Source organism: Tomitella fengzijianii (genome assembly GCF_007559025.1).
Lineage (GTDB): Bacteria > Actinomycetota > Actinomycetes > Mycobacteriales > Mycobacteriaceae > Tomitella > Tomitella fengzijianii.
Map to the genome: position 1 here is coordinate 2,970,990 of NZ_CP041765.1, position 24,246 is coordinate 2,995,235.

The window sequence follows — 24,246 nt, forward strand, 5'->3', positions numbered from 1 at the left end:
CCGTCACGGCGACGGCGGGGCGTCGATCCACCACTCGATGACGGCGCCCGCGCCGGTCACTGCGGGCCGCGGACCGTCTGCGCAGAACAGGACCACCCCCGGGTACCGGGATACCGTGCGGGTCAGCAGGTCCGCCCCCTCCGCATCCAGGTCGGACCGCAGACCGTCGATGACGAGCAGAGGGGGCGCGCCGAGCGTGGCCCGCGCCAGAGCGAGACGCGCCCTTTCCGAAGCGCTCAACGGCCGCCCGCCCTGCTTGAGGATCGTCCGCTCGCCGCGGGCGAGGCCGGCCACCGTGCCGGTCAGTCCTGCTGCGTCGAGAGCGTCGGTGCCCGCGGCAGGGGGCAGATCGGGTCTGCGGTAGCGCACGGCGCGCGCCACCGTGCCCCTCTCGAAGACGGTTCCCGACGCCGCGTACCCCACCAGCGCGCGCAGCGCGCGCTGCCCGGCGTCGGCGACCGCCGTGCCGTCCACCGTCACCTCCACGCCGGAGTCGCCGCCGATGAGCATCGACTGCACGAGCCGCGTGCGTGCGGCGGGGTCCGCACAGCGGACCAGCACCCGGTCGCCGGGGTGCGCGGTGATCGACCCGCGGGATTCCGGCAGCCCGATCACGACGGACCCGGAACCGGCCGCCGGCACCGCTTCCGGGCGCGCGTCCCCTCCCCCGGAGCCCGTGGAGTCCGTGGTGTCCAGGACCGGGGCGAGGATCCGCCGGGCCGCGCGGAAGTTCTGCCGGTACTCCACGGCCCGGCCCATGTCCGTCAGCGGGCCGGAGAGGATGCCGACGATCATCAGGGCCGACGCGATGGTCGCCGTCGACACCCCCTGCCACACGCCCACCGCGGCGACGGCCGCGGCACCCCCTGCCGCCGCCGCGGCCGCCGCCCCGCGGATCAGTCCCGCCGTCGCCGAGCGCCGCACCGCAGCCCCGACCACGCTGCGTCCCGCCCTGTCGATCGCCGCCACCTCGCGGTGCACGCCGCCCGCCATGCGGATGCCCGGCGCCGCCAGGATCGTGTCCGCCAATGCCGCCGCGAGGCGGCCCCGGCGCCGACGAAGCTCCCGCGCCCTCCGGTACGCGGGCCCGGCGAGCAGCGCCATCGCGGCACCCGACACGAGGAGCGGCACTGCGACGGCGATCGCCAGCACGGGCTGCACCAGCCACAGCGCCGTCGCCGTGCCCGCCACCAAGGGCGCGCCGACCGCCAAAGGGGCGATTCCCATCGAGATCCAATTGCGCACGCTGGAGAGGTCGTTCGTGGCACGCGCGATCGTCACGCCCGGCGACGGCCCCCGGTCCATCGTCAGCGCGGCGCGGACGAGGCCGACGCGGAGGCTGTGGATGTAGTCCTGCCCCAGCATCTCCGCCAGCACCCGGTCGGCGGCGCGCAGTGCGCCGAGCGCCACCACCGTGCCGAGCAGTCCGGCCAGCAGTGCCGCGCCCCCGTACCGACTCTGCGGACGGCCCGCCCCGGTGCCGATTTCGAGCAACCGCTGGAGCAGCAATGCGCTCGCCACGGTGGTGGCCGCCATCAGCAGCCCCGTGCCGACGAGCATCGCCATCGTGGCCCGCCGGCGCCCCGCGAGCAGTCGCGGCAGACGGTTCACGCCGCCGCCCGGCATCAATCCGGGCAGCCGGAGACAAGGCTTGCCGCCGTCGCCGGCAGGCACAGATCGGCCGTCGCGACGACCCGGGCCGGCAGCACCGCTGACGCCTCCGCGGCCGCCAGCGGCGACGAGGTGAGCACTCCCGTGACCGTGCCGACCTCCACGCCCGCCGCGCGCAGCACGTCGACCCCCGCGGCCGCACCCAGCGAGTCCGTCGCCGCGAACACCACGTGGTCCACCTGTTCGCGAAAGCCCGGGTCGGCCAGCAACCGGGCGGTCTCGCGCTGGTAGACGCCGTCCGCGACCTCGATGACGATCGCATCCGGTCCGACCTCCGCCAGTGCGGCGATCAGCCCCGTGAACACCGCCCGGACGGAGTCGTGGTCCAGCCGGAAGGTCGTCGGATACCCGAAGTCGGTGAAATCGAGGACCTTCGCCGCGCCGGCGTCGCTGTAGAGCCCCGGATCGTTCGCGGCTCCGGTGCCGGTCGCCTTGCCCGCTGCGACGGCGAGGCCCGCATCCGCCAACCCGCGCACCAGGTTCGCGACGGCCGTCGTCTTCCCGGAGTTCATCGCGGTGCCCAGCACCGCGACCACCGGCGGCCGTCCGACGGCGTGGCGGTCGACGGGGTGGTGGTCGACGGCGTGGCGGTCGACGGGGTGACGGGGATCAGGCCGGCGGGGGGCGATGTCGCGCAGATTGACAGTGCGGCCGCCACGGCTGAGCAACCCCAGGGGCTCGATCCTGGTGGCCTGGACGATCGAATCGTGCTGTGCGATCACCTGGGCCGCCACGCCGCCTCCGGCGACCAGGCTGCAATCGCCGAGCCGGTCCGGAACCACGGCGTGGAACTGATCGGACGCGTACCGGTTTCCGTAGGCGACCAGGATCTCGTCGCCTGCGAACAGCGCCTGACGCCGTCCGCCGGGGCTCTGCAGCCGGGTGTGCTTCCCGATCTCCGCGACGCGCGCGAGCACCACGTCGCCGGCCGACGGGCGCGATGCCGTCAGCCGGTAGCCGGTCGCGTCGCCGGCGAGCCGCTCGGCGAGGTGGCGGGTGATGTACGCCTTTTTGGCAGCCCGCAGCCGGACCGGGTCGACCACCGCACCACGCCACCCGTACGGGCGCTCGTCGATGGTCCGCCCCGCGCCGGCGGACTGTTCCACAGCGATTGTCATGTCGTTCTCCTGCTCTCCGTACCGGCGAATGCGCACGGGCTCCTGCACTCGCCTCCCATCAGTCCCATCCACGAGCAAACGCCGGGTTGATGAGCGCACGATGACATCCGGATGAGAGTCCTCTCATCCGTTCCGGACGCAGGTCGACGCACCGGACCGGGATTCCGGTACACAATTACCTTACCGTGGAGTAAGATCAACGGGGAGAACAAGCGGGTCCGCCCTGCGACCCGGCACGTGTGGGCGACATCGATCGCGGCACACCCGGCCCTTACGGACAGATGGTGACTATGAGCAAGAACGGCAACTCCCCCACGCGGCCCCGCCGCACCGACTCCACCGTCGGACTCAACCCCATCAAACGCGACGTCATCGGCACGGCCATGCGCGTGCTCACCTCCATCACGGGATCGACCCTCGCGGACAAGTACGGCATCCGCGAGACGGTGGACCGTGTCGCCTACGAGGGGACCAAGACGGGGTTCCGCACCCTCGGCGCCGCCAACCGCGTCTTCGACAAGGTCCCGGGCGGCGGCAAGCCCGCCCGTCTGAAGTCCGCCAAGCCCGGCGGGTTCGACGTCACCCCCACCGACGAGCAGCAGATGATCGTCGACACGGTCAAGGACTTCGCCGCGGAGATCCTGCGCCCCGCCGCGGCCGACGCCGACGCCTCCGCCGCCGCCCCCGCCGACCTGCTCGGCCGGGCCGCGGAACTGGGCGTGACCATGATCAACATCCCCGACTCCCTCGAGGGGGCCGCCGAGGAGCGCGGGGCCGTCACCAATGCGCTCGTCGCCGAGGCCCTCGCCCACGGCGACATGGGCCTGGCGCTGCCGGTGCTGGCGCCCAGCGGCGTCGCCGTCGCACTCACCCAGTGGGGCACCGACGAGCAGCAGCAGACCTACCTGCCGGCCTTCGCCGGCGAGCAGGTCCCCGCCGCGGCGGTCGTCGTCGCGGAGCCGCGCCCGCTGTTCAACCCTTTCGCCCTGCAGACGAAGGCCGTGCGCACCGCCGACGGCTACACCCTCGACGGCGTCAAGTCGATGGTGCCGGCGGCGGGCGCTGCCGAGCTGTTCGTCATCGCCGCCGAGCTGGACGGCAAGCCCGCGTTCTTCCTCGTCGAGTCGGATTCGAGCGGCCTCGTCGTGGAGGCCGACCCGAGCATGGGCCTGCGCGCGGCCGGCCTGGGGCGGCTCATCCTCGAGAACGTCACCCTGCCCCGCGAATCCCTCCTGGGGGGACCGGACACGGACCCCGCCGCGCGCGCCCAGGAGTACTCCGACGCCATCGCGCTCGCCCGCCTCGGATGGTCGTCGCTGACGGTCGGCGCCGGGCAGGCAGTCCTGGACTACGTCACCCCCTACGTCAACGAGCGTGAAGCCTTCGGCGAACCCGTCAGCCACCGGCAGGCCGTCGCTTTCATGGTGGCGGACATCGCCATCGAGCTCGAAGGCCTGCGCCTGGTCACCTACCGCGGCGCCTCCCGCGCCGACCAGGGACTGGCGTTCAACCGCGAGGCCGCGCTGGCGCGCAAGCTCGCCGCCGACAAGGGCATGCGGATCGGGCTGGACGGCGTGCAGCTCCTCGGCGGCCACGGCTACACCAAGGAGCATCCCGTGGAGCGCTGGTACCGCGACCTGCGCGCCGTCGGGATCGGCGAGGGCGTCGTCCTCATCTAGCCGGTCCTCATCTAGCCGGTCCGCATCCAGACCGCCCGCTACCGCTTCTTCCACGCCCCACCATGGAGACACGATGATCAACCTCGAACTACCGAAGAAGATGAAGGCCGCGTCCAACCAGGCACACCAGGCCGCCGCCCAGATCTTCCGCCCCATCTCGCGCAAGTACGACCTCGCCGAGCACGAGCGCCCCGTGGAACTCGACACGATGGCCAGCCTGGTCGAGGGCCTCGCGGACGCCGGTCAGGCCGCATCCGGCGCCACCCTCGGCCGCGGCTCCGACACCAAGGCACCCGAGGGCAACGTCAACGGCGGAAACATGTCGTCGCTGATGAACGTCATCGAAACCTGCTGGGGCGACGTGGGCCTCACCCTCGCCATCCCTTATCAGGGGCTGGGCAACTCGGCGATCGCCTCGGTGGCCACCGACGAACAGCTCGAACGCTTCGGCAAGGTGTGGGCGTCGATGGCGATCACCGAGCCGGGCTTCGGCTCCGACTCGGCAGCGGTGACCACCACCGCAGTCCTGGACGGCGACGAGTGGGTGCTCAACGGCGAGAAGATCTTCGTCACCGCCGGCGAACGCTCCACCCACATCGTCGTGTGGGCCAGCGTCGACCGCTCGAAGGGCCGCGCCGCCATCAAGTCGTTCGTCGTCCCCCGCGACGCCCCCGGGCTGTCGGTGGCGCGCCTCGAGCACAAGCTCGGCATCAAGGCCTCCGACACGGCCGTGCTGCTGGTGGAGGACTGCCGGATCCCGCGCGACAACATCCTGGGCAGCCCCGAGGTCGACACGGCCAAGGGCTTCGGCGGCGTGATGGCCACCTTCGACAACACCCGTCCGTTGGTCGCCGGCATGGCCGTCGGCGTCGGCCGCGCCGCACTCGAAGAGCTCCGGCGGATCCTCACCGACGCGGGCATCGAGATCTCCTACGACATCCCCGCCGTCAACCAGCCCGCCGCGGCCGCCGCGTACCTGGAGCTGGAGTCCGACTGGGAGGCGGCCCAGCTGCTCACCATCCGCGCAGCCTGGATGGCCGACAACAAGAAGCCCAACTCGCTGGAGGCCTCCATGGCCAAGGCCAAGGCCGGGCGCATGGGCACCGCCGTCACCCTCAAGGCGGTCGAGCTGGCCGGCAGCTTCGGCTACTCGGAGCGCTCGCTTCTGGAGAAGTGGGCGCGCGACGCCAAGATCCTCGACATCTTCGAGGGCACCCAGCAGATCCAGCAGCTCATCGTCGCCCGCCGGGTGCTGGGACTCTCGTCCGCCGAACTGAAATAGCAGGTCAGGCGTCACCCCGCTTCCGCCGTCGAGTTGGTGGTTTTTCGGTGCTTTCCGCGCGGAAAGCACCGAAAAACACCCCACTCGAGCCGCGTCGGCGTCGCGTCACAGCTCGATCCGGCGATCCACTCCCGCCTCCTCGAGGAACCGCATGTCGTGACTGACCACGATGAGCGCCCCCGGCCAGCCGCGCAACGCATCGGCGAGCTGTTCGACGGACTCGATGTCGAGGTTGTTCGTCGGTTCGTCGAGCATGAGCAGTTGCGGAGCGGGACGCCGGAACAACACCACGCCCAGTGCGGCGCGCAGCCGTTCGCCTCCCGACAACGCGCCGATGCGCTTGTCCGACGAGCGTCCTCGGAACAGCAGACGCGCCAGGTGCGCGTGCACCTCTTCGGAGTCCGCGCCGGGACGCGCATCCGCCACCGCCTCGGCGATCGTCGCGCCGTCGTCGAGGAAGTCGAGCCGCTGCGGCAGGTACGCCGCAGGCACCCGCAGGTCGCCCGACGCGATGATCGCGCGCAGCAACGTCGTCTTGCCCGAGCCGTTGCGTCCCACCACGCCGATCCGCTCCGGCCCCACCACCGCGAGCATCGCCTCGGCCCCTCCGGGCGCGCCGGAGGGCATCGCCGTGGGCGCCGCGGCAGGCCACGGCGTCGTCAGCACCTCCCGCCTCGCGGGCAGCTCGCACTCGGGCAGGTCGATCCGGATGCGCTTGTCGTCGCGCACCTGATTGCGCGCCTCCTCGAGCGCATCCGCGGCCCGCTCCACCTCCCCCTCGTGGGCGCCGCGCAGCTTGCCCGCGGAGACCTGCGCCTCCCGCTTGCGCAGGCCCATGATCATCTTCGGCTCGCGCTTGCTCTCCTGCATCTTCTTGCCGTAGCGCTGACGCCGGTCCAGCTTGACGCGCGCCTCCACCATCTCCGCACGCTGCTTGCGCAGGTCGCCGCGGGCATCGCTGACCCGTTGCGTCGCCGCCGACTGTTCGGCGTCGATGACCTCGCGGTAGTGGCTGTACGGCCCGCCGAACAACCGGATCCGGCCGTCGCGAAGCTCGGCCGTCGCGTCGACGGACTCAAGCAGGTCCAGGTCGTGGCTGACGAGGAGTACCGGCACCGTCAGCGCACCGATGACCTCCAGTAGGCGACGGCGGGCCGCGACGTCGAGGTTGTTGGTGGGCTCATCGAGCAGCAGCACCTCCGGCTCGGCGAGCAGAATGCCGGCGAGCGCGATCAGCGTGGCCTCGCCGCCGGACACGGTTCCCACCGTGCGGTCGAGGTCATCGAGCTGGAGGCCGAGCCGCCCGAGCATCGCCCGGCACCGGGCGTCGACGTCCCAATCCTCGCCCACCGCGTCGAAATCGGCCGGGTCGACGGAGCCGTCCTCGATGCGGCGCAGCGCGTCGCGCGCGTGTGACACTCCCAGCGTCTCCGCGACGGTCCGGTCCGCGTCGAGCGTGACGTCCTGCGGCAGCACCGCCACCGGCTGCGGCGTGGAGACCGAACCGCGCCCCGGGGCCGGATCACCCGTCAGCAGCCGGAACAGCGTCGTCTTGCCAGCCCCGTTGCGGCCGACGAGCGCGGTGATGCCGTCCGGGAACGCGGCGGTGAGACCGTCGAAGACGACGGTGCCGTCCGGCCAGTGGAAGGCCAGATCGGAAACGACTATGCCGCCGCCCCCGCCGGAGTGGGCCGGACCGGCGGCAGGCAAGGGCGGGATGGACGACGATGCGGGCATGAGTGCTCCCAGGAGGTGTGCGGCTGCGTGGCTGCGTACTACCTCTGGAGGAGCACCGGCATCACTCGTCTCTGGCTCGGCGGCAGGAACGGCCTGAACGGTATCGCGTCGAACCGCGTTCGGCAACGGTCCTGTTATCCGGCCCACCCCCGCACGCGCCGATAGAGTCTCGGGTCATAGGGTGAAGCACGGCACATGCACCGGCCGTCACAGACACATGCTGCGGCGCCGGCGCATCGCGCGACGTGGGGGCGCAGGACGCGTCACCGTCCGTCGCCGCGGTTGTGCCGCCGGCGATCAGGAAGTTCCCGCGGGGAAGGTACACGCATGATCCAGAAGTCCGCGACGACCGATCTGCTCGCGCGCTACGGGGGCAGGGCCAGGGAGGTGGCCCGCAGCGTGCTGGTGATGCAACGCGCAGGTCTCGTGCCCTTTCCCCGCCTGGACCACGGTGTGCACTCGCTGATCGCGCTGAGCAGGTTCGGCCCCTTCGTCGGCGCCGCCAAGCACGCCGCGGCGCTCACCCCGGACCGCGCCGCCATCATCGACGAGCTCGGCCCGCTGACCTTCCGCGAACTCGACGTGCAGTCCAATGCGCTCGCCCGGGCCTGGCAGGCGGACGGCCTGGGGCAGGGCTCGGTGATCGCCGCGCTGTGCCGCGATCACCGCGGGCTGGTCCTCACCATGCTCGCCAGCGGCAAGATCGGCGCCCGGCTGGTCATGTTCAACACCGGCTTCGCGGGACCGCAGCTGGCCGACGTCGCGAAGCGGGAGAACGTCCGCGCGCTGGTGTACGACGACGAGTTCACCGATCTGCTCAGCGCCCTCCCCGACGGTCTGGCGCGCTACTCGGCCTGGACCGAAGCGGGCTCCGGCGCCGGCGCCCAGGCCGCAACCCCCGTGCCCTCGGTGTTCACCCTCATCGCCGAGCACTCGAGCGACGCGCTGCCCGCCCCCGCCAAGCCGGGCGGCTTCGTTCTGCTCACCAGCGGCACCACGGGCACTCCCAAGGGCGCCCCCCGCGACCGGCTCACCGTGTTCGCCTCCGCCCAGTTCCTGGACCGCATCCCGCTGCGCAGAGGCGGCATCACTTTCATGGCCGCGCCGATCTTCCACGGCACCGGCGTCTCCCAGTTCATCCTTTCGATCGCCCTGGGCTGCACTGTGATCTTCAGCCGCCGGTTCGACCCCGAGCGCACGCTCGCCGGCATCGCGGAGCACAAGGCCGACGCGCTGATCGTCGTGCCCACGATGCTGCAACGGATCATCGATCTGGGCCCCGAGGTGCTCGGCCGGTACGACACGACGACGCTGCGGATCATCTTCGCCGCAGGCTCTGCCATCTCCCCCGACCTGAGCCGGCGCACCGAGGAGATCTTCGGGCCGGTTCTCTACAACCTCTACGGGTCGACGGAGGTGGCCGTCGCCACCGTCGCCACCCCGGACGATCTGCGTCTGGCCCCCGGCACCGCGGGCCGCCCGCCCGTCACCTGCGAGGTGCGGCTCTACGATGCCGACGACCGGCAGATCACCGCGCCGGATGTGACAGGCCGGATCTTCGTGCGCAGCGGACTCAGCTTCGGCGGCTACACCGACGGGCGCAACAAGGTGATGATCGACGGCCTGCTGTCCTCCGGCGACGTCGGCCACTTCGACCGCAACGGGCTGCTGTTCATCGAGGGCCGCGACGACGACATGATCGTCTCCGGCGGCGAGAACGTCTTCCCCCTCGAGGTGGAGAACCTCCTGGTGGAACGCGACGACGTCCACGAGGCCGCCGTGGTGGGCGTGGAGGACGAGACGTTCGGGCACCGCCTCCGCGCGGTGGTCGCCCTCGCGGACGGGGTGCCCGCGGGCGACGCCGCCGATGCGAAGGCCGACGAGCTCAAGGCCTACGTCAAGGCCAACCTGGCCCGCTACAAGGTCCCGCGCGAAATCATCTTCGTCGAGCGGCTCCCCCGCAACGCCACCGGCAAGCTGCTCAAGAACAAGGTCGCCGAGCTGTAGCAGGTCCGGGGCGTACCGGGCGGGAGTGCGGGCCGGGGTTTCCTGTCGGACCCGTGCGGCATGCTCTACACCATGAATGAGCCGCGCATCGCCTGCGCCACAGCCGCCCTCGCACCGATCCCCGAGGACTACTGCGCGGTCACCGCATCCGAGGTGGCCGCGCAGGAGAACGGCCACTCCTTCCACCGAGCCCTGCACATCGGCTGGGCCTGGGGAGTGGACGAGAGCGGCCGCGAGTACCTCGATCTCCTCTGGGAGCACCGGCACCCCGGCACACACGCCGACCGGTACTTCGCCGACGGTACGACCGAGGGCATCGCGGTTCCGTTCCGCGGCTACCCGATGGCGGAGGATCCGGCGGAGAACGCGGAGCGCGAGCGGTGGTACCTCGCAGAGAACAGGCGGATCTACGCCGACCTCCGGGGGCGAGGACTCCTCCCCGACGCCGGCGCGAACGTGCCCTCGCAGGACATCAACGAGTTCCTGCAGACCGGGGGCCAGGTAGACGGCGACTAGCGGGCCCGCCCGCAATACACCCCGCAATACACACAGCGCGACCCGGCCGGAACGGGCCGGGAAGCGCTCTGAGCAGGAAAGCACTCAGGCCCGGGAAACCATGGTTTCCCGGGCCTGGCCAGTAGCGGGGGCAGGATTTGAACCTACGACCTCTGGGTTATGAGCCCAGCGAGCTACCGAGCTGCTCCACCCCGCGTTGCGTTTCCTACAGTACACGGTCGGCCCCGCCTACACGAATCGGGTCACCGTGGCCGGCCGCGGAGCCGGCGGCCGGCCTGCGGCAAGCATCGTCGGTCGCGCATTCGTTGCCGCCGAGGATGTTTCGCCTCGGTCCGGGCCAGGCGCTCGCGCCTCGGCAACCGCACAGAACCCCGACCCCACCTGCACAACGAAAAGTCCGGGCCGGTCATCATGACCGGCCCGGACTTTTCAGTGGTAGCGGGGGCAGGATTTGAACCTACGACCTCTGGGTTATGAGCCCAGCGAGCTACCGAGCTGCTCCACCCCGCGTTGCGAGAACCACGTTACACGGTAGTGCGACGCCCGGGCAAATCCGCCCCGAAATCCTGAAATCACCCTTCCCATCAGGAGTTTCGGGGCGAATCCGCGCCGCAGCACCCGGTCATCCGCCAGTGTTCCCGGTCACCTTCTCGTAGTTCTCGATGGCCTTCTGGAGGTTGTCGAGAGCCTTGCCGTAGTCGCCGAAGTTGCCGCTCGACTGAGCCGACTGCATGTTCTTCAGCGCCGAGTCGATCCCCTGGACCGCGGCCTGCTCGTCTCCGCGCGCGGGGGGCGGCGGCGTCGGGGTCGGCGTGGGCGACGGGCTCGGAGAGCCACCGCCGGACTGGTCGCCGCCGGGCGCCGGTTCCACCGGCGCACCGCCCTCGTCGACTTCGCGGGTGGCCAGGTTCGCCACGCCGGGGCCGAAGATCTGGCTGAGCGCCTCGGACGCGCTGGGCGCATAGCCCACCTTCACCACGCCGTTGGGATCCGTGTAGCTCATCAGCACCCGCGACAGGCGCGGGAACGAGTTGCCGGAGGTCGACTTCTGCTCGGTGTACAACGGCTCGACGTACAGGATCCCGCCGTCGGCGATCGGCAGAGTCAGCAGATTGCCGAACTTGAGCGTGTTCGTCTGGCCCAGCAGCGCGACGTCCTGCGAGACCTTGGAGTCCGAGGTCATCGAGTTCTGCATCTGGCCCGGGCCCTGCGTCTGCGTGTCGGTGGGCAGCGTCAGAACGGTGAACTGCCCGTAGTCCTTCGGGTCCGATGAGACCGAGATGTACGCGGACAGGAACTCACGCTGGTAACCGCGCATCGGGCTGGTCAGGTCGAACTGCGGCTCGGCCGTCTCCGGGTTGCCGCGCAGCACGTAGTACGGAGGCTGGTTGGCGTCGGTGTCGACCGTCGGGTCGCTGGGCACCGACCAGAACGCGTTGTTCGTGAAGAACTCGTTGGGGTCGTCCACGTGGTACTTCGCCAGCATCTCGCGCTGCACCTTGAACAGGTCCTCCGGGTACCGGAAGTGTGCGCGCAGGTCGGGGCTGATCGCGCTTTCCGGCTTCACGACGCCGGGGAACACGTCCATCCAGGTGTTGAGGACCGGGTCGTTCTCATCCACCTGATACAGCGTGACCGTGCCGTCGAAGGCGTCCACGGTGGCCTTCACCGAGTTGCGGATGTAGGACACCTCCTTCTGCGGCAACGGCCGGCCCGTGGCGGCGTCGATGCTGTCTGACATCAACCCCGCGAGGGAGCTGCGCTGCGCGTACGGGTAGTTCTCCAGCGTGGTGTAGGCGTCGACGATCCACTTCATCTTGCCGTCGATCACCGCAGGGTAGGCCGAGGTGTCGGTGGTCAGCCACGGCGCCACCTTCTTGACACGGTCGCGCGGGTCGCGGTTGAACAGGATCTTCGAATCGTCGCCGATCGCGTCGGAGAACAGGAAATTGCGTTCGGTGTACTTGACGGCGAACGCCAGACGATTGAACCAGTTGCCGACGGACACGCCGCCCGCACCGTCGTACGTGTAGCGCTCGCCCGTCTCCGAGTCGTACTCGCGGGGTTCGTCGCCGGCCGCGCCGACGATGGCGTAGTCGTCGGACGCGTTGGAGATCAGTTCGCCGAAGTAGACCCGCGGGTTGTCGACCTCGAGCGCCGGGATGGTCGGCTTCGTGCTCAGGTCGCTCACCTGGTAGACGGGGTAGCCGCCCGCATCGCCGTCGCCGTCTCCGCCGGTGCGGATCGTGTTGGCCTGTGCCGCCACGAACCCGTTGCCGTGCGTGTAGACGGTGTGCTTATTGATCCAGTCCGTCTGGTTGCCGGTGAGGCTCTGCGGATTCAGCTCGCGCGCCGCGACTATGAAGTCGCGCAGCTCCCCGTCCACCTTGTAGCGGTCGATATTCAGCGTCTTCGGGAAGCCGTAGAAGTTCTTCAGCTGCATCTGCTGGGTGAACGTGGGCGAGATGATATTGGGATCCAGCAGGCGCAGGTTCTCCACCGTCGTCCTGTCCGCGGGGACGTCCTTCGGGCTCTGTGTGCCCACGCCCGCGTAGTCGACGTAGTCCACGTTGGCGTCGGTGATCCCGTAGGCGTCGCGGGTGGCGGTGATGTTCCGCTTGATGTACTCGGATTCCTTCTGCGCCGCGTTGGGCTTGACCGAGAACTGCTCGACCACCAGCGGGTACACCGCGCCGATGATCACCGAGGAGAACACCATCAGCGCGGTGGCCAACGCCGGGATGCGCAGGTCGCGCAGCACGATGGCGGCGAAGAACACCGCGGCGCAGATCACCGCGATGGCCAGCAGGATCATCTTGCTGGGCAGTACCGCGTTGATGTCCGTATAGCCGGCGCCGGTGAACATCGGGTACTTGTCCGTGCTCGAGAGCAGCGAGTACCGGTCGAACCAGTAGGCCACCGCCTTGAGCAGCAGGAACACCCCTGCGATGATGGCCAGCTGCGCGCGCGCTGCACGGGTGAGGTTGCCCGAACGGCCCGCGAGCCGGATGCCGCCGAACAGGTAGTGGGTGACCAGCGACGCGAAGAACGACACGATCAGCGCGACGAAGAGCCAGGTCAGCACGAATTTGATGAACGGCAGCTCGAACGCGTAGAAGCCGATGTTCTTGTCGAACTGGGGGTCGTTCATCGACTCGTCGAACGGCTTCGCGTGCAGGAACAGCTGGATCATCTGCCAGTCGCTCTGCGCGACCAGGCCACTGATCAGGCCGACGAGGACCGGCACCGCCAGGCCGAAGGTCTTGCGCCGCGACATCACCAGGGCCCGGTACCGGGCGAGCACGTCGTGCTCGCCCGCCATCGGCACGAACACCGGCCGCATCCGGTAGGCGAGCACGATCGCGGCGAAGATGATGCCGCCGACGACGAGGCCGACCACCAGGAAGGTGATGATGCGCGTCCACAGCACCGTGCTGTAGACGGAGCTGAACCCGAGGTTCTTGAACCATTCCCAGCTGATGTAGGTGTCGATGAGCCGGGGGCCCACGAGGAGCAGCACGATCAGTGCCACTCCGATCCCGATGAGGATCTTGGACCTACGGGACAGCCTGGGGACACTTCCTGGCGGCCGCACGCTCACGACGTTCTCTCCATCTTCGTAGGACGCCCGTCGCCCTCATGCGGAGCCGCGTTCGGCGCCGCACCGGAAGACTCCGGACCGTTGTCCGCAGGCGCATTCCGTGCGCCGGCGGGGACCTCGAAACTCTGCGCACTGCCGCTCTGGCCTTGCGCCGCTGTGTCCGCGCGCCCCGGCCGGCGCCGCCCGTCGCACGGACCGGCGCGCCGGGCAGGGCACACCCCGCCGGACGTACTGTGGTCGGACACGACTCTACGGAACCGGCCCGACGCCGGCGGACTCACGGGTCACCCGATCAACGACCGGGGAGGCGGGGAGGTTCCCCGGCGCGAGTGCGAGGATGGGCACATGAGTGCCGACGGTGCCGATGCCCGCGTGGACGACCTCGGACGGAGCATCCGCGAGGTGGCCGAGTTCATCACAGCCGAGGGCGACCCCTGGGGCGTGCCGCCGCGGCTCTACGCCCTGGTCCCCACGGCCGTCCTGGCCGAGACCGACCCGGCGCTGCTCGACCACCTGGACGATGCCGGCCTGACGCCGGTCGAGCAGGAACCGCTCTACGACGACGCCGACCTGCATCCGGCGGCGCTCGGCGAGATCCTCTCCGGAGTGTCGTGGCCCGCTCCGGTGTCCGGCTGCCTCCTGGTGCGCGAGATCGTCGTGCTGCCCCCGGGCGCCGATGCCGATCCGGACTCCGCCGCGCGCGACCCGCGCCGGCGCTCCGCCCGCCAGTACGTCGCAGCGCTGCGCGACGGCGGAGGGCTGTGCCTGCTGCAGATGCGCGCCGATGCGGACGAGGACGGGGGCGCGCCGGACTCCCCCGTCGCCGCCGAGGAAGTCGAGCTGCTTCGTTACGAAGGCCTGGGTGACGACCTGATCTCCGCATTGCACGCGACCTTCGACGCGGACGCCCCCGACGAAGACTGGTGATCCCGGCGGTGCGCCGCGTGGCACCCGCGATGGAACGCTCTGACCCGGCCGGGCGAGGCCGCGGTGCGGCGACGTCCGAGGGAAGCGCATAGCCCGTCAGCAGTGCGGCGCAGGCCGCCCCTCCTCGAGCGCCTGCAGCCCGGAGATCGCGTCATCGAGTGTGTCGACCTTGACCAGGGTGAGGCCGTCCGGGGCGTGCCGCGCGGCCTCGGAGCAGTTGCCCGCTGGAACGAGGAACACCGTGGCCCCGGCGTCGCGCGCCGCGCGCATCTTGTACGGGATGCCGCCGATGGGCCCCACTTTGCCCGACGGGTCGATGGTTCCGGTGCCGGCGACGAACTCCCCGCCGCTGAGCTCGCCGGGGCTGAGCTTGTCCACCAGAGCAAGCGAGAACATCAGGCCGGCGGACGGGCCGCCGATGTCGTTGAGATTGAAGGTGACGTCGACGTCGGAGGGGACGGTGTCCGCGACGGTGATCCCCAGGACGCCTCCGGTCCCCGACGGGTCCGACGGCGCGGAGAGCGTCATCGTCGCCGTCTTGTCCGTGTCCCCGCGCCGGAAGTTCACGTCCACCTCGTCGCCCGGCGCGTGCGCCGAGATCACGTCGGTGAGCTGGGACGCCGTGGAGACTTCGGTCCCATCGACGGCGGTGATCACGTCCCCCGGCTCCAGCACGCCCTCGGCCCCGCTGTGCTGCACCACCTGTTTGACCTCGACCTCCGACAGCCCGAGGTGCCGCATCGCCGCCACGGCGGCGCTGTGCTCGGATTCGCTGAACGCGGCCTGATTGTGCTGGCGGATCTGATCCTCCGACTTGCCCGGCGAGTACACCTCGTCGCGCGGCACCACGCCGTTGGCGCCGCCCGCCCACAGGCCGAGCGCGTCGAACAGGGTGATCTGATCGCGGACGGCGACCGTGGTCATGTTGAGGTGGCCGCTGACAGGGTCCACGGGCATGCCCTCGACGTCCACCACCGGCACCTCTCCAGTGGTGCCGTCCTCCTGCTCCACCGTGACCTCGCCGAGTGTGTTGAACGTGGGCCCCGGTCCCATCGCCACGAAGGGCACCGTGACGGTGAAACCGAGCACCACCAGCAGGACCAGCGGAACGAACAGCGCGATCAGCGTCAGGATGCGTCGACTCACCCGGCCCACGATATAGAGGCGCCCGCGGCGACGCCGATCCCAGGGGGCTCCGCCGGCCCCGGTGCCGACGTGTTCGCCGTGAGCGTGACCGGCCGCTGAGTCGGTACTTCGGCGCGGCAAGCTTGTACCGTTGAGGCATGAGTGACGTGCCGTTCGGCTTCTCGAGTTCCGACGACTCCGGCGACGACCCGGAGCGTCGCGGTCGCGACGACTCCTCAGGCGGTGGCGGATCCGGCAATGGCGGATCCGGCGAGGGCGGTTCCACGCCCGGCGGTTCCGACAAGGGCGGTTCCACCCCCGGCGGTCCCCAACCCGGCCAGGGCGGTTCGCCGTTCGGATTCGGAATGTTCGGCCTGCCCGGCGGCCAGCAGGGCTCGGGCGGTCCCGGCGGGCAGGAGTTCGATCCGGCCATGCTCGGCCAGATGCTGTCGCAGTTCGGCCAGATGCTCAGTGGAATGGGCGGGGCGATGAGCTCGGGCGAGGCGGGCGCGCAGGGGCCGGTCAACTACGAGCTCGCCGCCCGTACCGCCCACCAGCAGATCCCCCACGAGGGTCCTGTCTCCGCCGAGCAGCGCAAAGCCGCGGAGGACGCGGTGCGGCTGGGCGAACTGTGGTTGGACGCCGCCACCACCCTGCCGTCCGGCGTGGCGAAGACGGACGTGTGGACTCCCGCCGAATGGGTGGACAACACCTTCGAGAGCTGGAAGAAACTCTGTGACCCGGTGGCGCGGCAGATGTCGTCCATGTGGTCGGGGGCGCTGCCCGAAGAGGCCGCCCAGATGGCCGGCCCCATGATGGGCATGATCACGCAGATGAGCGGCATGGCTTTCGGCGCGCAGCTCGGCCAGGGCCTGGCCCAACTGTCCGTCGAGGTCCTCACGTCCACCGAGATCGGACTGCCGCTCGGCCCGGTGGGCACGGCCGCGCTGATGCCGGATGCGATCGCCTCCTTCGGCGAAGGGCTCGACAGGCCGCGCTCGGAGGTCCTGATCTTCCTCGCCGCCCGCGAGGCCGCCCATCAGCGTCTCTTCAGCCATGTTCCCTGGCTGGCGCAGCGCCTGTTCGACGCCGTCGACGCGTACGCCCGCGGTATCACAGTGGACTTCTCCGCCATCGAGGAGGCCGCACGCGGGCTGGACCCGTCCGCGCTGATGGACCCGAGCGCGCTCGAGGGCCTGATGCAGGAGGGCACGTTCACCCCCAAGGACACCCCCGAGCAGAAGGCCGCCCTGGAGCGGCTGGAGGTGCTGTTGGCGCTGGTGGAGGGCTGGGTCGCCACCGTCGTCCACGAAGCGCTGGACGACCGTATCCCCGGCGCCGACGCGCTCGGCGAGACGCTGCGCCGCAGAAGGGCGTCGGGCGGCCCCGCGGAACAGACGTTCGCCAACCTGGTGGGGCTGGAACTGCGTCCCCGCAAACTCCGCGAGGCGTCCGCATTGTGGTCGCGACTGACCCGGGATGCCGGCATCGAGAAGCGCGACTCGGTATGGGGGCACCCCGACCTGCTCCCCGAGGCCGCCGACCTGGACGACCCCGCCGGATTCATCGACCGTGTGATCGGCGGCGACACCTCCGGCATGGACGACCCGATCGCGGAGCTGCTGCGCATCGAGGAGGAGCGGTCCCGCGGCGAGGACGGCAGCGGCGACTCCGGCGACGGCGAAGACGGCACGGACCACCGGGAGTAACCAGGACGGAGCAGGCCCGGCCCGGGACGACGGGCCGGGTCAGGCCGACCCGTCGCACGCTGCCGCGTCGTCGCAGTCGTCCGCTCCGTGCGGGCCCCATGCGCCTGCCGCGGGATCGCGCAGCGCCACCGAACTGGCCTCGAGGAACCCGATCGCCCGCTCGGTACGCGGGTAGCGGCGCACCAGTTCCCAGAAGCGCGGGGTGTGTCCGCCCGGAGCCACCAGGTGTGCCAGCTCGTGCACCAGCAGGTAGTCGAGCACGTACGCCGGGAAGCGGCGGGCCGCCTCGCTGACGCGGATGGTCCCGTCCGTCTGCGTGCACGACGCCCACCGCGACCGCATCACCGGCACCCACCGGACGGACGCCGGTTGCGCCGCTCCGCCCAGCCAACGGTCCGACATCTCCCTCGCCCGCGCCTCGAGCGCCTCGTCGCCCGCACCCGCCCGGCCGCGCCGGCGCCGCTCCGACCGTTCCAGCCTGCCGAGCATGTCGTCGACCAGCTCCGCCTCCCGCGCCGCCGACAGTCCGGCCGGCATCAGGATCACCGTCACGTCCCCTTCGCGGCGCGCGCTGACGGTGCGCTTGCGGCGCGCGCTTCTGCGGATCTCGACCTTCCCCTGCACACTCACGCCCCTGACGCTAGCGCGCCCTCCGGCCCGGCGGCCGCACCAGATGCCCGGCCGACTCGTATCCGCAGGTGGACGACCACGCCGCCCTGTGGATAACCGCTCACCGCGCGGCCGTGCACGGGCCGCCGGATGGCACGGTCGGGTCATGTCCGCATCGAATGCCGCCCCGACCGGCCCCGCCGCGTCCCCGCCGCGGGGCAGACCCACCTCCGACGAACGCCGCATGTACCGCTCCATGCCGCGCCTCGATGCCCGCTTTCCGGTGCTGTTGCGCGGCGACGGCACGGTCCAGATCGGGATGTCGCCCGCTCGGGCCGTCGTCGTGCGGCCGCCCGCGGGCTACGGCCCCCGGAACCTCGCGGCGCTGCTGCGCCGGCTGGACGGAACCAGCCGACTCGACCGCGCCTTGCGCCGTACCGGCATCCCCCTCGCCCACGCCGGTCCGATCCTCGACGAGCTGAGCCGCGCCGGGCTGCTCGCGCCGGGCCCGGAGGACCGCGTTCCCCGCTGCACGATCACCGTCCACGGGACGGGTCCGCTCGCCGAGAGGCTTCGCGAGCATCTTCCCGCGATCGGAGTGCAGGTCCGCGCCTCGGGCGCACACCCGGACGACGCCGACGTCCTCGCGGCGGCATCGTCGTCCGCGATCGTCCTGGCCGGCCAGGCCGTCGTCGAGCCGAGAATTCGGCGGTTGCTGCACGAGGCCGCGATGCCGCACATGCACGTGCACCTGCGCGACGGCGCCGGTGTCGTGGGCCCGGTGGTGCTGCCGGGCCGCACGGCGTGCCTGGGCTGCGGCGACCTGCACCGCCGCGACCGCGACCCGGCCTGGCCCCGGCTCATGCTCCAGCAGATGGGCCTGCGCGGGCGAGGAGATGCGCCCACGATCATGGTCACGACGGGCGTCGCAGCGGACCGGTTGCGCACGTACCTGCTCGGCATCCGCCGCGCGCGGTCGGCGGAGCCGGGCGATCCACCCGAGTCCGGTCACCAGATCGAGGTGGGCCCCGGCGGATCGTCGGTGACCACGCAGCCCTGGCCGCCGCACCCCGAGTGCCCGTGCCGATCCGCACGCCCAGCGACGGCCGACGGAGCGCTGGGGGACGCCCTCACCGGGGGTTACGGCCCCGCCGCGGTGGGATCGTGAACAATGGTCCCGTGTCTGACATTCCTCGCCACGGTGCCGCACGCACCGCAAAGCTCGCGTCGTTGCCCCTGGGGATCGCGGGACGCGCCGCGGCCGGACTCGGGCGGAGGCTGAGCGGCCAGGCCGCCGAGGAGATCAACGCCGACCTCGCTGCGAAGGCGGCCGAGCAGCTCTTCGCCGTACTCGGCGAGTTGAAGGGCGGCGCGATGAAGCTCGGGCAGGCCATGAGCGTGTTCGAAGCCGCCATGCCCGACGAGCTCGCCGAGCCCTACCGTGAGGCCCTCACCAAGCTGCAACGCGACGCCCCACCCATGCAGGCGTCGGCAGTGCACCACGTGCTCGACCACCAGTTGGGCACGGCGTGGCGTTCGCGGTTCGCCGAGTTCGACGATGCCCCGGCCGCCGCCGCCAGCATCGGTCAGGTGCACCGTGCCGTCTGGGCGGACGGACGCCAGGTCGCCGTCAAGGTCCAGTACCCGGGCGCGGACGAGGCGCTGCGCTCCGATCTGCGGCAGCTGCGGCGGCTCACCCCGGTCTTCCGGCCCTTCGCCCCCGGGACGGACGTCCGCGCCCTGGTGGACGAGCTGACCACCCGTGCCGAGGAGGAGCTCGACTACCGCATCGAGGCCGGCTACCAGCGCCGGTTCGCGGCCGAGTTCGCCGGCGACCCGCTGATCTCGATCCCCCGTGTCGTCGCCAGTGCGCCCAAGGTGCTCGTGACCGAGTGGCTCGACGGCACCCCCTTGTCGCAGACCATCGCCCATGGCACCCCCGACGAGCGCAACGACGCGGCGTTCCGGCTGTGCGAGTTCCATTTCTCCTCGCCCGCCCGGGTCGGACTGATGCACACGGATCCGCACCCGGGGAACTTCATGATCACCGAGGGCGGCCGGCTGGGCGTGATCGACTTCGGCGCGGCGGTCGAACTGCCGGACGGGCTGCCGAAGGTGCTCACCGACATGGTGCGCCTGGCGGTCCAGGACCGCCCGGGCGACCTGGTTTCGCTGATGACGATGGCGGGGTACGTCGGCCGGGGCGACAAGCTGCCTGCAGAGGACGCGATGCAGTTCCTGCGGCCGTTCGTCGAGCCGCTGCGGCAGGACACCTTCCGTTTCGACCGCGCCTGGATGCAGGGCATCGCCGAGACCTACACCAACCTGCGCGGCAAGGAGTTCCAGACCAGCCGCTCGTTCACACTGCCCGCCGACTACCTGATGATCCATCGCGTGCTGAGCGGGTCGGTGGCCATCCTGTGCCAGCTCGACGCGGAGGCGCCGTTCCTGTCGGTGATCCGCCGCTGGGCCCCGGGGATGGTGGACGACCCCGCGCAGTGAACGGCCGGGCGTCAGGCGGGTTCGATCGGCGGTCCGCCGACGCTCGGCGGCCGGTCGCCCGCCACGATGGCGAGCACGTCCCGGCCGAAGCGCTCGAGCTTGGCCGCCCCGATGCCGGGGATGGCCGTGAGCGCGCGGTCGCCCGCCGGCAGCTGCTCCGCGATGGCCGTGAGGGTGGCGTCGGTGAAGATCACGAAGGCGGGCACGTCGAGCTCGCGCGATTTCTCCCGCCGCCAGTCTTTGAGCGCGGCGAACACGTCGTCGTCGATGTCGGATGGGCATCCGGCGCACCGCCCCAGCTTGGTGTCCGTCGCGCCCACCAGGGCCTTGCCGCAGATACGGCAGCGGGCCCGCTTGCGCTCACGCGGCGCGGGCGGCGCGATCTTCGACGCCGGTGACGAATCCGGGATGAGCCCGTGCAGGAAGCGCGAACGCCGCCGGGTCTTGCGTCCGCCCTCGTTGCGCGCCAGCGCCCACGAAATGGACAGGTGCACGCGCGCCCGCGTCACGCCGACGTACAGCAGTCGTCGCTCCTCCTCCACCGCGGCTTCGTCGTCCGGCCGGCCGCCCGAGCCGAGCGCGTGCGTGATCGGCAGCATCCCGTCCGTGACGCCCGCCAGGAACACCGCATCCCACTCGAGGCCTTTGGCGGCGTGCAGCGAGGCGAGCGTGACCCCCTCCACCACCGGGGGGTGGCGAGAATCGGCGCGCCGGCCGAGCTCGCGCAAGAGCCCGTCGAGGTTCAGGTCGGGTTCGTGGATCCGGAGTTCCTCGGCGAGCTGCACGAGCGAGCGCAGCGATGTCCACCGCTCGCGGGCCTGCGCGCCCGGCGGCTCGCTGTCGGACAGGCCCAGAGGGGCGAGCGTTGCGCGCACCAGCGCGACGAGGTTCTCGCCGCTGTCGGCGCCATCGGGGAGGTCGTCGCGCGCGGCCGTCCGGCGCAGCGCCTCGGCCGCCTGCCGGATCTCCTGCCGCTGGAAGAACCCGTCGCCGCCGCGGATCTGGTACGGGACCCCGGCCTCGGTGAGCGCGTTCTCGAACAGTTCCGACTGCGCGTTGATGCGGTAGAGCACCGCGATCGCGGAGGCGGGGGTGCCCTCCTTGATCAACGCACCGATGCGCTGGGCGATCGCCGCGGCCTCGGCCGGTTCGTCGTCGTACTCGTTGAACCGCGGCTCGGGGCCCGGCGGGCGCTGCCCGACAAGCTTGAGACGGGTGCCCGCGATGCGCCCCCGCGCCGCGCCGATCGCCTTGTTGGCCAGGTCGACGACCTGCGGCGTCGACCGGTAGTCACGCTCGAGGCGCACGACGGTGGCATCGGGGAACCTGCGCGAGAAATCAAGCAGGTGCTGCGGCGACGCGCCGGCGAACGAGTAGATCGTCTGGTTGGCGTCGCCGACGACGGTCAGGTCGTCGCGCGGACCCAACCATGCGTCCAGCACGCGCTGTTGCAGCGGGGTGACGTCCTGGTACTCGTCCACCACGAAGCACCGGTAGCGGTCGCGGAATTCGTCCGCCACCGACGAGTTCTCCTCCAGCGCGGCGGCAGTATGCAGGAGGAGGTCATCGAAGTCGAGCATCGTCGAGGCGGCCTTGAGCTCCTCGTATCCCGAGTAGACGGCGGCCACCTGCTCGGGCGGCGCGGGGGTGTCGCGGTGGAGCCGCGCGGCCGCCGCCGCATACTGCTCGGGGACGATCAGCGACGATTTGGCCCATTCGATCTCGCTGGCGAGGTCGCGCACCGACTCTTTCGTCGTCGGCGCCCCGGCGCGCGACGCCGCCTGCCCCACCGCGGCGAACTTGCGGTCCAGCAGTTGCCAATCCACCTCGCCGACCACCCGCGGCCAGAAGTACTTGAGCTGTCGCAGCGCGGCGGCGTGGAAGGTGCGTGCCTGCACGGCCCCGCCGCCGCCGTCCACGCCGAGCGCGCGCAGGCGCATCCGCATCTCCCCCGCGGCGCGCGCCGTGAAGGTCACCGCCAGCACCTGGCCCGCCGCCACGTGGCCGTGGGCGACCAGGTGCGCGATGCGACGGGTGATGGTGCGGGTCTTGCCGGTGCCCGCGCCCGCCAGCACGCACACCGGCCCGCGTGGCGCCAGCACTGCAGCGGTCTGCTCCGGGTCCAGCCCCTGCAGCGCCGCGTCGGTGCGCCCGGACCCTGCACGGTCGGCTACCGAACCGGCCATCCCCGCCCCCGCTACGCCTGAACCCACGAGCCCCGACCCCCCGAATCCCGACCTCGGCCCACCTGGCCCCGACACACCTGACTGCGACTCACTTCACCGCGACACACTTCACTGCGACACACCTGACCGCGACACATCTGATCCTGGCAGCGAGCGCCTCCTGTCCGTCCCATTCCGCCATCATCGCAGCCACCCCTGACAGCGGCCGTCCGGGTGGCCCGGCCTCGGCTCGATCGCCGCAGCCGGGCCGCCGGATCCGTCACATTCCGCCCGCGGGGCGGAACACACCGCACGCGCGCAGCGTTGGGCAGGACGTGAGCACCGAGACATCCGCGCCCGCGGCACCCGAGACCCTTACCGTCTACACCACCGACTGGTGTCCCTTCTGCCTCAAGCTGAAGGCCGACCTGCGCGCGGACGGCATCGAGTTCGTCGAGATCGACATCGAGCAGCAGCCCGCGGCCGCCGAGTTCGTGGCCTCTGTGAACAACGGCAACCATGTGGTGCCCACGGTGCACTTCCCCAACGGCGATGTGGTGACCAATCCGCCGTTCAAGGGCGTGCGCCGCCGCTTGGGGCTCTCCCGCGACTGACGCCTCGCACAGGCGGCCCGGGGTCCCGCTCGCGCACCGCACGTTCAGCGCGGATCCACCCAGGATTCGATCATCCCCCGTGCGATGGAGATGCTGCCCGGCAGCAGCAGCGGGGCGTCGGCATCGGCCGCCCAGTCGCCCAGCGCCAACGCGTCGCGCACTTCGCCGCGGGTGAACCAGCGCGCCTCGGCGATCTCGCCGTCGTGGAACCGCAGGGGCGCTTCCGGGTCCGCCATCGCGCTGAATCCCAGCATGATCGAGCGCGGGAACGGCCACGGCTGGCTGCCCAGGTAGCGGACGTCGCGGACGGGCACGCCCACCTCCTCGCCGATCTCGCGCGCCACGCACGCCTCGAGCGATTCGCCTGCTTCGACGAAGCCGGCGAGCACCGAGAAGCGGCGCTGCGGCCAGCTCGGCTGGCGGGCGAGGAGGACCTTGTCGGCGTCGTCGTGCACCAGGCAGATGATCGCCGGATCCGTGCGCGGATACTCCTCGCGGCCGCATGTCCCGCACACCCGCACCCATCCCGCGTTGCCGGGCGCCGTGGCGGCACCGTCACGCGCGCAGAATCCTGCGCCGCGGTGCCAGTTGAGCAGCGCCAGCGCGGTGACGAGCCAACGGTTTTCGGCGGCCCCGAACACGGTGCCGTGGGTGCGCAGGTCTCCGAGCGAGACGTCGACGTCGAACTCGCCGGGCACCGGCGCCGAGCCCAGCCCGGGGTCGGCCACCGCCCACACCTGCCGGCCGGCGTCGCTGCCGACAAGCACCGCGGCGTCCGGCCGCTTGGCCGCGACGTCGACCGCCGGGTCGAGGAGGACGTGTGCGCCGTCGGTGCGCACTTTGCCGCGCCCGCCGACCTTGAGCACCCGCGCGGCCGGCCAGGCCGCGTCGAGGGCCGCCGCGTCCGTGCGATCGATCCGCGCCAGCGGGTCGGCGGGGTCGCGGGACAGCAGTGGGGGCTCGTGCAGTGCGAATCGGGTCACG

Annotated in this window: 17 protein-coding genes and 2 tRNA genes; 9 read left to right on the forward strand and 10 right to left on the reverse strand. The window is 71.2% G+C overall.

Translation table 11 applies throughout. The features are described from left to right. Positions 1–3: 3 nt before the first annotated feature. Positions 4–1,611, reverse strand: coding sequence for an ABC transporter transmembrane domain-containing protein (locus FO059_RS13590; protein ID WP_158726400.1), 1,608 nt, complete (start codon positions 1,609–1,611; stop codon positions 4–6). 14 nt (positions 1,612–1,625) lie between these two features. Then, entirely contained in the window at positions 1,626–2,789 is a 1,164-nt protein-coding gene (locus tag FO059_RS13595; RefSeq protein ID WP_233266731.1) for a DUF1611 domain-containing protein, read from the reverse strand. A 281-nt stretch (positions 2,790–3,070) separates the two neighbouring features. Between FO059_RS13595 and FO059_RS13600 the strand changes: the two genes are divergently transcribed. Both FO059_RS13600 and FO059_RS13605 read left to right on the forward strand, forming a co-directional pair. Next, the gene (locus FO059_RS13600) at positions 3,071–4,468 is read left to right on the forward strand and encodes an acyl-CoA dehydrogenase family protein (protein ID WP_143909550.1); all 1,398 of its coding nucleotides are present in this window, start codon (positions 3,071–3,073) and stop codon (positions 4,466–4,468) included. A gap of 73 nt (positions 4,469–4,541) precedes the next feature. Further along, positions 4,542–5,750 (forward strand): acyl-CoA dehydrogenase family protein, encoded by a 1,209-nt coding sequence (locus FO059_RS13605; protein WP_143909552.1) that lies wholly within the window; start codon positions 4,542–4,544, stop codon positions 5,748–5,750. 105 nt (positions 5,751–5,855) lie between these two features. On the opposite strand, the gene FO059_RS13610 is transcribed toward FO059_RS13605, so the two are convergent. Then, on the reverse strand, positions 5,856–7,487 hold the full coding sequence (locus tag FO059_RS13610) for an ABC-F family ATP-binding cassette domain-containing protein (RefSeq protein ID WP_143909553.1): 1,632 nt from the start codon (positions 7,485–7,487) through the stop codon (positions 5,856–5,858). A gap of 408 nt (positions 7,488–7,895) precedes the next feature. Between FO059_RS13610 and FO059_RS13615 the strand changes: the two genes are divergently transcribed. Together FO059_RS13615 and FO059_RS13620 are read left to right on the forward strand one after the other, a co-directional pair. Continuing rightward, on the forward strand, positions 7,896–9,494 hold the full coding sequence (locus FO059_RS13615; RefSeq protein WP_233266753.1) for an acyl-CoA synthetase: 1,599 nt from the start codon (positions 7,896–7,898) through the stop codon (positions 9,492–9,494). Between the two features lie 72 nt (positions 9,495–9,566). Then, a complete protein-coding gene (locus FO059_RS13620; protein WP_143909557.1) occupies positions 9,567–10,010 on the forward strand; it encodes a hypothetical protein in 444 nt (147 codons plus the stop codon). Between the two features lie 122 nt (positions 10,011–10,132). On the opposite strand, the gene FO059_RS13625 is transcribed toward FO059_RS13620, so the two are convergent. The 3 genes from FO059_RS13625 to FO059_RS13635 form a co-directional block, all read right to left on the reverse strand. Continuing rightward, positions 10,133–10,206, reverse strand: a tRNA-Met gene (locus tag FO059_RS13625). A gap of 237 nt (positions 10,207–10,443) precedes the next feature. Next, positions 10,444–10,520 (reverse strand) — tRNA-Met (locus tag FO059_RS13630). Positions 10,521–10,632: 112 nt separating this feature from the next. Then, positions 10,633–13,611, reverse strand: coding sequence for a UPF0182 family protein (locus FO059_RS13635; RefSeq protein ID WP_143909559.1), 2,979 nt, complete (start codon positions 13,609–13,611; stop codon positions 10,633–10,635). A gap of 345 nt (positions 13,612–13,956) precedes the next feature. Here FO059_RS13635 and FO059_RS13640 point away from each other — a divergent pair, with 345 nt between their 5' ends. Further along, complete coding sequence (locus tag FO059_RS13640) at positions 13,957–14,538, forward strand: PPA1309 family protein (RefSeq protein ID WP_143909561.1); 582 nt, start codon at positions 13,957–13,959, stop codon at positions 14,536–14,538. 96 nt (positions 14,539–14,634) lie between these two features. On the opposite strand, the gene FO059_RS13645 is transcribed toward FO059_RS13640, so the two are convergent. Then, a complete protein-coding gene (locus tag FO059_RS13645) occupies positions 14,635–15,684 on the reverse strand; it encodes a YlbL family protein (protein WP_199256998.1) in 1,050 nt (349 codons plus the stop codon). A 137-nt stretch (positions 15,685–15,821) separates the two neighbouring features. Here FO059_RS13645 and FO059_RS13650 point away from each other — a divergent pair, with 137 nt between their 5' ends. Further along, positions 15,822–17,372 carry a zinc-dependent metalloprotease gene (locus FO059_RS13650; RefSeq protein ID WP_143909564.1) on the forward strand — a complete coding sequence of 517 codons (1,551 nt, stop codon included), beginning with the start codon at positions 15,822–15,824 and terminating at the stop codon, positions 17,370–17,372. Positions 17,373–17,411: 39 nt separating this feature from the next. Here FO059_RS13650 and FO059_RS13655 read toward each other — a convergent pair whose 3' ends face one another. Next, positions 17,412–18,002, reverse strand: coding sequence for a M48 metallopeptidase family protein (locus tag FO059_RS13655; RefSeq protein ID WP_233266733.1), 591 nt, complete (start codon positions 18,000–18,002; stop codon positions 17,412–17,414). A gap of 145 nt (positions 18,003–18,147) precedes the next feature. Between FO059_RS13655 and FO059_RS18800 the strand changes: the two genes are divergently transcribed. Both FO059_RS18800 and FO059_RS18805 read left to right on the forward strand, forming a co-directional pair. Beyond that, complete coding sequence (locus tag FO059_RS18800; protein WP_143909568.1) at positions 18,148–19,149, forward strand: cyclodehydratase; 1,002 nt, start codon at positions 18,148–18,150, stop codon at positions 19,147–19,149. 11 nt (positions 19,150–19,160) lie between these two features. Further along, positions 19,161–20,483, forward strand: coding sequence for an ABC1 kinase family protein (locus FO059_RS18805; protein ID WP_143909571.1), 1,323 nt, complete (start codon positions 19,161–19,163; stop codon positions 20,481–20,483). A gap of 11 nt (positions 20,484–20,494) precedes the next feature. Here the strand turns inward: FO059_RS18805 and FO059_RS13670 are convergent, their stop codons facing one another. After that, entirely contained in the window at positions 20,495–22,669 is a 2,175-nt protein-coding gene (locus FO059_RS13670; protein WP_143909572.1) for an ATP-dependent DNA helicase UvrD2, read from the reverse strand. A gap of 314 nt (positions 22,670–22,983) precedes the next feature. Here FO059_RS13670 and FO059_RS13675 point away from each other — a divergent pair, with 314 nt between their 5' ends. Continuing rightward, positions 22,984–23,262, forward strand: a complete 279-nt coding sequence (locus FO059_RS13675; protein ID WP_143909573.1) for a mycoredoxin — start codon at positions 22,984–22,986, stop codon at positions 23,260–23,262. A 44-nt stretch (positions 23,263–23,306) separates the two neighbouring features. Here FO059_RS13675 and nudC read toward each other — a convergent pair whose 3' ends face one another. Beyond that, the gene (nudC, locus tag FO059_RS13680) at positions 23,307–24,245 is read right to left on the reverse strand and encodes an NAD(+) diphosphatase (RefSeq protein WP_143909574.1); all 939 of its coding nucleotides are present in this window, start codon (positions 24,243–24,245) and stop codon (positions 23,307–23,309) included. Position 24,246: the final 1 nt, after the last annotated feature.